Annotated in this window: 13 protein-coding genes; 11 read left to right on the forward strand and 2 right to left on the reverse strand. The window is 57.3% G+C overall.

Features of this window, described 5'->3' with window-relative positions; genetic code table 11:
* Window positions 1–65 precede the first annotated feature (65 nt).
* Together Q1K07_RS11915 and Q1K07_RS11920 are read right to left on the reverse strand one after the other, a co-directional pair.
* Complete coding sequence (locus Q1K07_RS11915; RefSeq protein ID WP_300311082.1) at window positions 66–719, reverse strand: methionine ABC transporter permease; 654 nt, start codon at window positions 717–719, stop codon at window positions 66–68.
* Window positions 700–1743 carry a methionine ABC transporter ATP-binding protein gene (locus Q1K07_RS11920; protein ID WP_300311084.1) on the reverse strand — a complete coding sequence of 348 codons (1044 nt, stop codon included), beginning with the start codon at window positions 1741–1743 and terminating at the stop codon, window positions 700–702. Before Q1K07_RS11920 ends, Q1K07_RS11915 begins: the two co-directional genes overlap by 20 nt.
* A 540-nt stretch (window positions 1744–2283) precedes the next feature.
* Between Q1K07_RS11920 and Q1K07_RS11925 the strand changes: the two genes are divergently transcribed.
* From Q1K07_RS11925 to Q1K07_RS11975, 11 genes are all read left to right on the forward strand, one after another.
* Complete coding sequence (locus tag Q1K07_RS11925; RefSeq protein WP_300311086.1) at window positions 2284–2913, forward strand: riboflavin synthase subunit alpha; 630 nt, start codon at window positions 2284–2286, stop codon at window positions 2911–2913.
* Between the two features lie 103 nt (window positions 2914–3016).
* Complete coding sequence (locus Q1K07_RS11930; RefSeq protein ID WP_300311088.1) at window positions 3017–4348, forward strand: NCS2 family permease; 1332 nt, start codon at window positions 3017–3019, stop codon at window positions 4346–4348.
* Between the two features lie 104 nt (window positions 4349–4452).
* Window positions 4453–5001, forward strand: a complete 549-nt coding sequence (locus Q1K07_RS11935) for an adenine phosphoribosyltransferase (protein ID WP_149285104.1) — start codon at window positions 4453–4455, stop codon at window positions 4999–5001.
* Window positions 4998–5501: a xanthine phosphoribosyltransferase gene (gene gpt / locus Q1K07_RS11940; protein WP_300311091.1), complete on the forward strand. Its 504-nt coding sequence runs from the start codon at window positions 4998–5000 to the stop codon at window positions 5499–5501. Before Q1K07_RS11935 ends, gpt begins: the two co-directional genes overlap by 4 nt.
* 5 nt (window positions 5502–5506) lie before the next feature.
* The gene (gene ung, locus Q1K07_RS11945; protein WP_300311092.1) at window positions 5507–6205 is read left to right on the forward strand and encodes a uracil-DNA glycosylase; all 699 of its coding nucleotides are present in this window, start codon (window positions 5507–5509) and stop codon (window positions 6203–6205) included.
* Between the two features lie 151 nt (window positions 6206–6356).
* Window positions 6357–6986: a uracil phosphoribosyltransferase gene (upp, locus tag Q1K07_RS11950; RefSeq protein ID WP_300311093.1), complete on the forward strand. Its 630-nt coding sequence runs from the start codon at window positions 6357–6359 to the stop codon at window positions 6984–6986.
* 509 nt (window positions 6987–7495) lie between these two features.
* Window positions 7496–8608: an ABC transporter ATP-binding protein gene (locus tag Q1K07_RS11955; RefSeq protein WP_300311095.1), complete on the forward strand. Its 1113-nt coding sequence runs from the start codon at window positions 7496–7498 to the stop codon at window positions 8606–8608.
* Window positions 8609–9775, forward strand: coding sequence for an ABC transporter ATP-binding protein (locus tag Q1K07_RS11960; RefSeq protein WP_300311097.1), 1167 nt, complete (start codon window positions 8609–8611; stop codon window positions 9773–9775). It begins immediately after the preceding gene.
* Window positions 9772–10659: a carbohydrate ABC transporter permease gene (locus tag Q1K07_RS11965; protein WP_300311099.1), complete on the forward strand. Its 888-nt coding sequence runs from the start codon at window positions 9772–9774 to the stop codon at window positions 10657–10659. Before Q1K07_RS11960 ends, Q1K07_RS11965 begins: the two co-directional genes overlap by 4 nt.
* Window positions 10652–11449 carry a carbohydrate ABC transporter permease gene (locus Q1K07_RS11970; protein WP_149285097.1) on the forward strand — a complete coding sequence of 266 codons (798 nt, stop codon included), beginning with the start codon at window positions 10652–10654 and terminating at the stop codon, window positions 11447–11449. Before Q1K07_RS11965 ends, Q1K07_RS11970 begins: the two co-directional genes overlap by 8 nt.
* 12 nt (window positions 11450–11461) lie before the next feature.
* The gene (locus tag Q1K07_RS11975) at window positions 11462–11734 is read left to right on the forward strand and encodes a DUF2160 domain-containing protein (RefSeq protein ID WP_300311102.1); all 273 of its coding nucleotides are present in this window, start codon (window positions 11462–11464) and stop codon (window positions 11732–11734) included.
* Window positions 11735–11794 lie beyond the last annotated feature (60 nt).

Here is an 11794-nt window from a genome sequence, read left to right on the forward strand (position 1 = left end):
ACTGGAATAACAAGCGTCGGTGTAATTCTTTTTAGCTATTAGTGAGGCATGAAATACATCGGGATTCACTTATGGTCACTCTTGCGCACCAGGTAGTCGCCCAGGCTCTGGAAGCCCTGCACCATGACCACCAGAATGGCGACGGTGATCAGCATGACAGTGGAATCATAGCGCATGTAGCCGTAGCGGATGCCCAAGTCGCCGAGGCCGCCGCCGCCTACCGCACCGGCCATGGCGGAATAGCTCACCAGCGTGACCACCGTGATGGTCAGCGTAGTGAAGATGCCGCCGCGTGCTTCTGGCAGCAGAACTTTGGTAATGATCTGCCAGGGAGTTGCGCCCATGGATTGAGCGGCTTCGATCAGGCCGGGGGATACTTCATTGAGAGACCCTTCTACCAGGCGGGCAACGAAAGGAATGGCTGCAATGGTCAAAGGCACGGCGGCGGCATTGGTGCCGATCGAGGTGCCGACCAGTATGCGAATGAAGGGAATCAACGCCACCATCAGAATGATGAAGGGGATCGAACGGCCGATATTGGTGATGATTCCCAGTACTGAGTTCAGTGTTGCATTGGGCAGAATCTGCCCGGGGCGTGTCACATACAGCAGCACACCAAGAGGAATGCCGACCAGGGCGGAAAGCACGCCAGACACGAAGACCATGTAGAGGGTCTCGGCGGTGGCTGAAAGAATCAGATTAAGCAGTGCGCTGGACATGGCCGAGCACCTCCACGGTCAGGTCATGGGATTCCAGATAGGCAATGGCGCGTTGGGTATCGGCTTCGTCGCCCATCAGCTCGGCGATCATCAGGCCGAGGGTGCGGTCCTGGATCGACTCGACCTTGGCTTGCAGGATGCTGACATCCACGCCGCATTCACGTGCCAGGCGAGAGATCAGCGGGGTAGAAACCGCATCCCCCGAGAAGCCCAGGCGTACAACAGGGTGGCTGTTCTCGCATGGGCTGCCCTGTAGACGTTCGATCAAGCCCCGAGGAGGTTCCAGCTCAAGGAAGTCGTTGAGGAAGTGGCGGCCCAGTTGAGTGCGTGGTGCGGTGAAAAAATCGCCGACTTCGGCTTCTTCGACCAGTTCACCGTCAGAAATCAGGCTGACGCGGTGACAGATGGTCTTGACCACTTCCATCTCATGCGTGATCAGCAGGATGGTCAGGCCGAGCTTCTGGTTGATGTCCTGCAGCAGTTCAAGGATAGAGGTGGTGGTGTGCGGGTCGAGGGCTGAGGTGGCTTCGTCGCACAGCAGCACCTGGGGGCGGCTGGCGAGGGCGCGGGCGATGGCTACGCGCTGTTTTTGACCGCCGGACAGCTGCGATGGGTACTGCTTGGCCTTGTCGCTCAGGCCAACGAGATCGAGCAGCGGTGTGACACGGTTGGCGATCTCGCTCTTGGACAGCTTCATGAATTCCAGCGGTAGCGCCACATTGTCGAACACAGTGCGCGATGTCAGCAGATTGAAGTGCTGGAAGATCATGCCGATACGGTGGCGTGCCTGGCGCAGTGCCACTTCCGACAGAGCGGTCAGTTCCTTGTCATCGACGAACACACTGCCTGTTGTGGGGCGCTCGAGCAGATTGACGCAGCGAATCAGGGTCGACTTGCCGGCACCGGAAAGGCCGATGACGCCATGAATCTGGCCTTTGGGAACATGGAGGTCAATGTTCTTCAATGCCGTGACCGCTCGAGGGCCGGCGCCGAAGGTCTTGGAAACGTTATGCAGTCGTATCATGTTGGCTACCGCAGTGGCGACGATGGGACGGCGGAGGCGGGCAACAGAGCAAGAAGAAGAGCAGGAAGAGAAAGTAGGGTAGGCAAAAAAAAGGCCACCCTGACGGGTGGCCATCAACGCTGGACACACCCTTTTAGCTGCACTTCATGGGGAGATGCCTTGTGAGCTTCTCCACACGGGCGCCCGCAATCCGGGTACAAATCGGCGCCTGAAAATGTAGCGCGCAAGAATAGGGGGCGCAGGCGAGGCTGTCAATCAATTTCGGAACAAGTGTTTGATTTTTCCCTTCTCGCCTTGCCGCACGCTGCTTTCACCCACCGACGTTGGTCATTGTGCCAAGCTGTGAATCAGAGCGGAATACGAGATGGCATGGACCCACAGCCTGTTGCCGCCTAGACTATGCGCCTCTTTCAGCAACCCGTTCAGTCACCCGTTTGTCATGCACCATCTTGCGCTCATGCATGCTGACTGCATGTGATCAGGCGTTTATACCGTGCAGGGTTGACAGTTTTATGACATTGATCGACATCAGGAGCCGAGATGTTTACCGGAATAATTCAGGGCACTGCTGAGGTAGTGGCCATCCATGAGGCCGAAGCTTTTCGTACCCATGTCGTGGCCATGTCCGACGAGCTGCGTGAAGGCCTGGAAATCGGTGCATCCGTGGCGCACAACGGTGCTTGCCTTACCGTGACGTCCATTGAAGGGGAGCGTGTCAGCTTCGACCTGATGCGCGAGACCTTGAGAGTGACCAATCTGGGGGCCGTCAAGGTGGGCGATCGGGTCAACCTGGAACGGGCTGCGCGCTTTGGCGATGAGATCGGTGGCCATGCGATGTCTGGGCATGTGATGGGCATGGCCGAGCTGGTCGAGATCGACGAAGCTCCCAACAATCGCCGGCTGTGGTTCCGCTTGCCCGAAGGATTGGATCGGTTCGTGTTTGCCAAGGGCTATATCGGTGTCGATGGAGCAAGCTTGACCATTGGTGCTGTACGCAATGCGACAGGCAAGGAGCCGGGCAGGACCGACTTCTGTGTCGATCTGATTCCGGAAACGCTCGCGCGTACAACACTGGCCGAGCGTCGTCCGGGGGATCAGGTGAATATCGAGATCGACCCCCAGACCCAGGCCATCGTGGAAACCGTGGAACGCGTGCTGGCCAATCGCTGAATCCATAAATAGCGCTACGCTATAAACTTGTAATGTTTATTCAGGCTCTGGGCAATGAGCTGCCCAGAGCCGACACATCATGACCTTCTGCAGGATATTGCGCATGTCCACACCCGACAACAGCCTGAGTCGCCCACGGGGCGCGCTTGACCGATATTTCAAGCTCGGTGAGCACAACACTGACGTCAAGACGGAAATCATCGCCGGTATCACCACCTTCCTGACCATGGCGTACATCATTTTCGTCAACCCCAGCATCCTGTCTGAAGCAGGCATGGATTATGGGGCTGTGTTCGTCGCCACCTGTCTGGCTGCTGCGATTGGCTGCCTGGTGATGGGATTGTGGGCCAACTATCCCGTCGCCCTGGCGCCGGGAATGGGGCTCAATGCCTTCTTCACCTATGGTGTGGTCCTTGGCATGGGGCATACCTGGCAGGTTGCCCTGGGCGGTGTCTTTCTATCGGGGGTGACCTTTTTCCTGCTGAGCATCTTTCGTATTCGGGAATGGATCATCAATGCCATTCCCATGACCTTGCGCTTGGGCATTGCCGCGGGGATCGGTCTGTTCCTCGGCATGATTGCCTTGAAGAATGCCGGCATTGTTGTCGATAACCCGGCCACTCTGGTGGGCGTGGGGGACTTGTCCCAACCTGCACCGTTGTATGCCCTGGGCGGCTTTTTCCTGATCACGGCACTGGCTCACTTGCGTGTGACGGGAGCGGTGATGATCGGCATCCTCGGCGTCACCATCCTGGCCATGTTGCTGGGACATAACGAGTTCGCCGGTGTGGTTTCCATGCCTCCTTCCATCGCACCGACGATCCTGCAACTGGATATCAGCGGTGCTCTGGACGTCGGCATGATCAGCGTGGTGTTTGCTTTCCTGTTCGTCGACCTGTTCGACACGTCCGGCACCCTGGTCGGTGTGGCTCACCGTGGTGGCCTGCTCGACAAGGATGGCAAGCTGCCGCGCCTGGGGCGTGCCCTGATGGCTGACTCCACGGCGACCATGGCGGGGGCCGCATTGGGCACCTCGACCACGACCAGCTATGTGGAAAGCACCGCGGGTATCGCTGCTGGCGGGCGTACCGGCCTGACCGCTGTCGTGGTAGCGGTGCTGTTCCTGTGTGGGTTGTTCTTCTCTCCTCTGGCGGGCTCCATTCCTCCCTATGCCACGGCGGGCGCCTTGCTGTATGTGGCCGCGCTGATGACCGGCAGCCTGGCCCATGTGGACTGGGACGATGCGACGGAAGCGGCCCCGGTGATGATCGCCGCCCTGGCCATGCCGCTGACGTTCTCCATCGCGGAGGGCATTGCCCTGGGGTTCGTGAGTTATGTGGCGATCAAGGCGCTATCCGGCCGTTTCCGCGATCTCAACTCCGCTGTGGTGATCCTTGGTATATTGTTTGCCTTCAAGCTGCTTTTCATCGATTGATGGTTTTTCGCTCGGTAGCCTGCGCCGTGTGCCCTGGCTACCGTTTTCTCGACTGACGCTTCATTGACCAACCTGTATTGACGAATCCTATGACTGAGACTGCCATGAGCATTTACGGCGACTATATCAAGTCTGTCATTCGCACTGTTCCCGATTGGCCCCAGGAGGGGGTCAATTTCCGTGACATCACGCCATTGCTGCAGAACAGTGCGGCTTTCCGCAAGCTGATTGACAGCTTTGTGCACCGCTATCAGGAGATGCAGCTGGATGCCATCGCCGCCATCGATGCCCGTGGCTTTATCATTGGTGCTCCTGTGGCCTACGAGCTGGGCTGCAGCTTTGTGCCGGTGCGCAAGAAAGGCAAGCTGCCGTTCCAGACGATCAGCCAGACCTACACGCTGGAATATGGTCAGGCCGAGGTGGAAATGCATGCCGACGCCTTTCGTGATGGCGACCGCATCCTGATCATGGATGACCTCATTGCCACCGGAGGCACCATGCTGGCGGCGGCCGAACTGATCAAGCGCAGTCACGGCCAGGTGGTCGAGACGGCGGCTATCGTTGATTTGCCGGACCTGGGCGGTAGCCAGAAAGTGCGTGATGCTGGTTACAGTGTCTTCGCGGTATGCAGTTTTACTGAGGACGAAGCATGAGCGGTCGTTACCACAAGCATTTCACCGTTTCCTGGGACCAACTGCATCGCGATGTGCGTGAGTTGTGCCATCGGCTGATGGAGAAGGACTTCAAGGGGATCGTCGCCATCACCCGTGGAGGTTTGATTCCGGCTGCCCTGATTGCCCGCGAACTGAATATCCGCCTGATTGATACTGTCTGTATCAAGAGTTATGACCACATGGATCAGGACAGCCTGCATGTGCTCAAGGGTGTTGATCATGATGGCGAAGGCTGGTTGCTGGTCGATGATCTGGTCGATACGGGCAAGACCGCCAAGGCGGTGCGCGAAATGCTGCCCAAGGCGCAATTCGTGACCATCTATGCCAAGCCCGAGGGGCGCCCGCTGGTGGACCAGTATCTCACCGAAGTGGCCCAGGATTGCTGGATTCAGTTTCCGTGGGACATGGGCGTGGCCTACGTGGAACCGCTGGTGGATCAACGTCGTTCCGATCTGCAAAACTCTGCTGCCGGGGAGTGAACAGGATGGCGCAGGTGCTCCCTGACAGTTGGCAGCAGTGGCTTGGTGGCGAGTTCGAGCAGCCCTACATGGGGGCGCTGCGTGAATTCCTGGCGGCGGAGAAGGCGAACAGGAAGATCATCTATCCGCACTCTGCGGACTGGTTCCGAGCCTTCGAGTTGACGCCTCTGGATCAGGTCAAGGTGGTGATCCTTGGTCAGGATCCTTATCACGGGCCGGGGCAGGCGCATGGTCTATGCTTCTCGGTACGCCCTGGTGTGAAAACGCCACCGTCATTGATCAACATCTACAAGGAGTTGCAGGAGGACCTTGGTGTCACTCCGGTCAACCATGGTCATCTGGAACCCTGGGCGCGTCAGGGGGTATTGCTGCTCAACACGTCTCTGACGGTGGAGCAGGGTATTGCGGCGTCGCATCGTGGCAGAGGCTGGGAAACGTTCACCGATCGTGCCATTCAGGCGGTCAGTGCCCATGCGTCACCTTCGGTGTTTCTGTTGTGGGGTAGCCATGCACGGCAGAAGAAGGCCCTGATCGATCGCCATCGGCACCTGATACTGGAATCGCCGCACCCATCTCCCTTGTCAGCGCACCGCGGCTTCTTCGGTAACCACCATTTTTCCCAGGCCAACGCCTTTCTGCAGGCGAATGGCCGTACACCGGTGGACTGGCAGTTGCCGGCGACCCCAGACTGCGTTGACGCTTAACCGAACAGCAAGATGCAGGTAGAATGCGCCCGGTTTTTTATTGCGACCCGAAGCCGTCGCACGAGCGTTATTGCGACCCTGTCGCACTCATTAATGCGACCCATGAACGTCGCATTCGAAAATCTGCCGCAACCTAAAAAGAGGTCTGCTCATGAGCGTCCATGCCATCAATCATCCTCTCGTCCAGCACAAGCTGGGGCTGATGCGTCAAGCAGGGCTCAGTACCAAGAGTTTCCGTGAGCTGGCCGGCGAAGTCGCCAAGCTGCTCACCTATGAAGCTACCCAGGATCTGGAACTGGAAACCACCGATATCGAAGGGTGGAGCGGCGATACCATTCAGGCCAAGCAGCTCAAGGGCAAGAAGGTCACGGTCGTACCGATCCTGCGTGCTGGCCTGGGAATGCTGGAAGGGGTCACCGACCTGATTCCCAGTGCCCGTGTCAGTGTGGTGGGCCTGTATCGCGATGAAGAAACCCTGCAGCCTGTGCCGTATTTTTCCAAGTTTGCCAATGATCTTGAAGAGCGCATGGCCATTGTCATCGACCCGATGCTGGCCACTGGCGGTTCCATGGTCGCGACCCTGGACATGCTGCGCGAGCGTGGTTGCCCGCAGATGAAAGTCATCGTGCTGGTGGCGGCACCGGAAGGTATCCAGAAAGTGCAGGAAGCCTATCCGGATGTCGAGATCTATACGGCAGCCGTGGACGAGCGTCTCGATGAGAATGGCTATATTGTTCCAGGGCTGGGGGATGCGGGGGATAAGATCTTCGGTACTCGCTAGGCTTTGTAGGAAAAGTGTCTGCGCTCGGTGATGCTGCGTTGGAAGCGATCTCAAAATGCTCATTTACACTTCGTAAACTCCGCTTTTTTGATCGCTTCCGCCTTGCCTGACCATCGCTCGCCGACTTTTCTGACAAAACCAAGGCATTACGAGAGTGTCTGCGCTCGGTGATGCTGCGAGCTGGAGCGCAGCGAAGACGGCAAATCAAGGCTGACTTTTCCGCACGGCCCGGTCCGTGGCGGGCTTGAATGTGAAAGATGGATGTTCGATTGCGAACATCCATCTTTTTTTATGCAGGAAGGTCGTGCAGACACTCGATTTTGGTCGTTTAGACAAAAGTTTGAACTTCCTGCAAATAGAATAGGAATCAATCGATTGTCGCTGATTGACTGCAATGGTCACAGGCGTTGAAAGACTTTCGTTTGTAAACATCCGTGAGGCTAAAGCGAATCTCTACTACCGTTTATCTGGACCCTCGAAGCGGGAACGGATGACGGACGAGATCGCCTATGTCATTGACCTTGGAAGGGGTCACCCGAGTGGTGGCCAACGAAACACATCTCGACGAGGTGTCGATGATCCTGGAGCCAGGGTCCTTCAATGTACTGCTTGGTCGCACGCTGGCTGGAAAGACATCCCTGATGCGGGTCATGGCAGGCCTCGATCAGGTAACAAGTGGTCGTGTGTTGATGAACGGAGAAGATGTCACGGGGTTGGGTGTTCGGCAGCGCAATGTGGCGATGGTCTACCAGCAGTTCATCAACTATCCCCACCAGACGGTCTACGACAATATTGCCTCGCCACTGAAGCTTGCCAAGGTGCCGCGCAAGGAGATCGATGTGCGGGTGCGGGAGGTGGCCAGTCTGCTGCATATCGATCATCTGCTGTCACGCAAGCCGCTGGAGCTGTCCGGGGGCCAGCAACAACGCACGGCCATGGCTCGTGCGCTGGTCAAGGATGCCAGCCTGGTGCTGTTTGACGAACCTCTGGTCAATCTGGATTACAAGTTACGCGAGGAATTTCGTGAGGAGCTGGGGGCGTTATTCGCTGCCCGGGACTGCATTGTCGTGTATGCCACCACGGAGCCCAGCGAAGCCCTGGCTCTTGGCGGCCATACTGCTGTGCTTCATGAAGGGCGGTTGATGCAGTATGGCCCGACAGCGGATGTGTTTCGGCGACCGAATACGCTCACCTCGGCGGAAATGTTCTCTGAGCCACCAATGAATGTCATTGGCGGGCATATTCATGCCAATGAAGTCACCTTTGGCGATGACATGCACTTTGCTCTGGACCAGGGGCTGCGAGGGTTGGGGGAAGGGCACTTCCGCTTTGGCGTGCGCCCGGCTCATTTATCGCTGTCTCCTCAGGCCAATGATGATCTGGCGTTGGATGTCGTTGTCGACCTGGCAGAGATCAGCGGTTCGGAAACGTTTCTCCATGTGCATCACTCCAGGGGGACGATGGTAGCGCATCTGCCGGGCGTGCATACCTTTGATGTCAATCAGAAAGTCAGGCTCTATTTCCCCATTCACCGGCTCTATGCCTTCGCGGATGACGGCTCCACGCTGTACATACCTGGCGCCCCTCAGCGCACTGACGATGTTGATGGGGAGGTACATTGAATGGTCGATATCACGCTTTCCGGATTGGCGCACAGTTATCAGTCGTCCCCGTCCAAGGACGAAGATTACGCCATTCGGCATATGGATCATGTGTGGGAACAGGGTGGCGCCTACGCACTGCTCGGCCCTTCCGGTTGTGGCAAGTCGACGCTGCTCAATATCATGTCAGGGTTGCTGGCACCGTCTCAGGGCGATGTGCTTTTTGATGACAAGAGAGTCAACCAGTTACCGCCTCAAGAGCGCAACATTGCCCAGGTTTTCCAGTTTCCCGTGGTCTACGACACCATGACGGTGTTCGACAATCTGGCGTTTCCGCTACGCAATACAGGCGTGCCTGAGGCACAGATTCGGGAGCGGGTGCACGAAGTGGCGGATGCGCTGGAACTGACCAGTCACCTGAAGCGCAAGGCCCGCAATCTCACTGCTGATGAGAAGCAGAAGGTTTCCATGGGACGGGGGCTGGTGCGCAGCGATGTGGCGGCCATTCTGTTCGATGAACCTCTGACGGTGATTGATCCACAGCTCAAGTTCAAGCTGCGCCGCAAGCTCAAGGAAATCCATCAGCGTTTCGCGGTGACCATGATCTATGTCACCCATGATCAACTGGAAGCTTCCACCTTCGCCGACAAGATTGCCGTGATGTACGAAGGCCAGATCGTGCAATTTGGTACGCCACGCGAGTTGTTCGAGCGCCCAGCCCATACCTTCGTCGGCTACTTCATTGGCAGCCCGGGAATGAACTTCCTCGAAGTGGATATGGCCGATGGGCAGGTGGTGTGTCAAGGCAGCCCTCTTGCCGTGGATGAGTCCGTACAAATGGCGATCGAAAAGGCATTGTCAGGTACCGCAACGGTGAAACTGGGGATTCGCCCTGAGTTCGTGCAAGTGTCCGCGGAACCCGGCGAGGGTTTCATCGAAGTGAGTATGGACCAGTGTCAGGACCTTGGCACCTTCTCCATTCTCAGCGTGCGTCTTGGTCAGGTCGTGCTCAAGGCGCGGGTGGAGGAAGGGCGCACATTACCGGCACAAAGGGCATACATACGCTTTCCGCCGGAACATCTGGGCCTGTATGTGGATGAGTATCGTGTAGAGATAGGTGGAATTCATAACAAAGAGAATGGGCCCCATGGAGAAGGGAACGGGTTGCATGGGGAGGAGGAGGCATGAACAAGGTGCGCAACAACAGTGCCTGGTGGCTGGTGCTGCCGATGTTGGCGCTGGTGACCTTTTCCGCCATCGTGCCGCTGATGACGGTGGTCAATTACTCGGTCCAGGACGTTCTTGATCCACATACCCGATATTTCGTGGGTGTCGAATGGTTCGTCGATACACTCAATAACCCAGGATTGCAGGCTGCCCTGGCTCGTCAGTTTGCTTTCTCGCTGACCATTCTGGCCATCGAAGTGCCGCTGGGGATCGGAGTTGCGCTGCTGATGCCCAAGCGAGGATGGCAGGCCTCCCTGGTGCTGATACTGGTGACCCTGCCGTTGCTGATTCCGTGGAATGTGGTGGGCAGCATCTGGCAGATCTTCACGCGCGGCGACATCGGCCTGATGGGCTGGAGTCTGAGGCAGCTGGGCTATCCCTACAACATCACGTCAAGCTCCATTGATGCCTGGGCCACCATCATCTTGATGGATGTGTGGCACTGGACGTCACTGATTGCACTGCTCTGTTACAGCGGCCTGCAGGCGATTCCCGAAGCCTACTACCAGGCGGCGCGCATCGATCGTGCCTCGCGCTGGGCGGTATTCCGCTATATCCAATTACCCAAGCTGACTAATGTGCTGGTCATCGGGGTGCTGTTGCGCTTCATGCACTCATTCATGATCTATGCAGAACCCTTCGTGCTGACCGGGGGAGGTCCGGGCAGCTCGACCACTTTCCTCAGTCAGTCCCTGGCCATCATGGCGACGGCACAGTTCGACGTAGGGCCATCTGCGGCATTCTCGCTGATCTATTTCCTTATCATTCTGCTGGTGTGCTGGGTGTTCTACACCGCCATCATGAACCTGCAGAAAGACCGCCGCGGGGAGGGCCCCGATGCTTAAACGAGCCGTGCTGCTGGGTGCCTATGTGCTGTTTGTGCTGTTGCCGATCTATTGGCTGGTCAACATGTCGCTGCAGACCAATCGAGAGATCCTCGGAGCGCTGACACTGTGGCCAGAGAATCTTACCTTCGCCAATTACATCAAGATCTTCACTTCTTCCAGCTGGTACATGGGCTATGTCAATTCCATCATCTATGTGCTGATGAACATGGCCATCAGCATGTCGGTGGCATTGCCTGCGGCCTATGCCTTCAGCCGTTACCAGTTCATTGGCGACAAACACCTGTTCTTCTGGCTGTTGACCAACATGATGGCGCCACCGGCAGTCTTTCTGCTGCCGTATTTCCAGCTGTATTACACCATCGGATTGTTCGACACGCATATTGCCGTGGCATTGGCGCATTGCCTGTTCAACATCCCCCTGGCGGTATGGATTCTCGAGGGGTTCATGAGCAGTGTGCCCAAGGAAATCGACGAAACGGCTTTCATTGATGGCTACAGCTTTCCACGCTTTTTCCTGCGCGTCTTCATGCCGCTGATCCGCTCCGGTATCGGCGTGACGCTGTTCTTCCTGTTCATGTTCTCCTGGGTGGAGCTGCTGCTTGCCCGCACCCTGACCTCCACACAGGCACAGCCTATCGCTTCAGTGATGACGCGTACTTCCACGGCATCGGGTATTGACTGGGGGACGCTGGCGGCTGCCGGAGTACTGACCATCGTGCCGGGCATCGTGGTGGTGTTCTTCGTTAGACGTCATATCGCCAAGGGCTTTGCCCTGGGCCGTACCTGAGGAGGGCTGCGCATGTCCTGGATGGTCTGGACCGTTCCCACTGCAATCTTCTTTGCCATTGTCGCTTTGATGCTGGTCGGCATGACGTTGTGGGAACTGGCATCTCCGACGGTGGAGCGACGTGGTTTTCTACCGATTGCCACCACCCGTGGCGATCGTTTTTTCATCGGCATGCTGTCGGCAGCCTATATCCACCTTGCGGTGGTGGGCTTCACATCATTGAGCCTTTGGCTGGCGTTGGGGGTGTCGGTGGTCTGGATGCTGATCCTGCTGCGCTGGGGATGAGCAGGGCAACTCGCCTGATAACGCACCATAACGATCCATCATAACGATCCATCATAACAA

This window comes from Halomonas sp. (assembly GCF_029263665.1).
In the GTDB taxonomy this organism is placed as follows: Bacteria; Pseudomonadota; Gammaproteobacteria; order Pseudomonadales; family Halomonadaceae; genus Halomonas.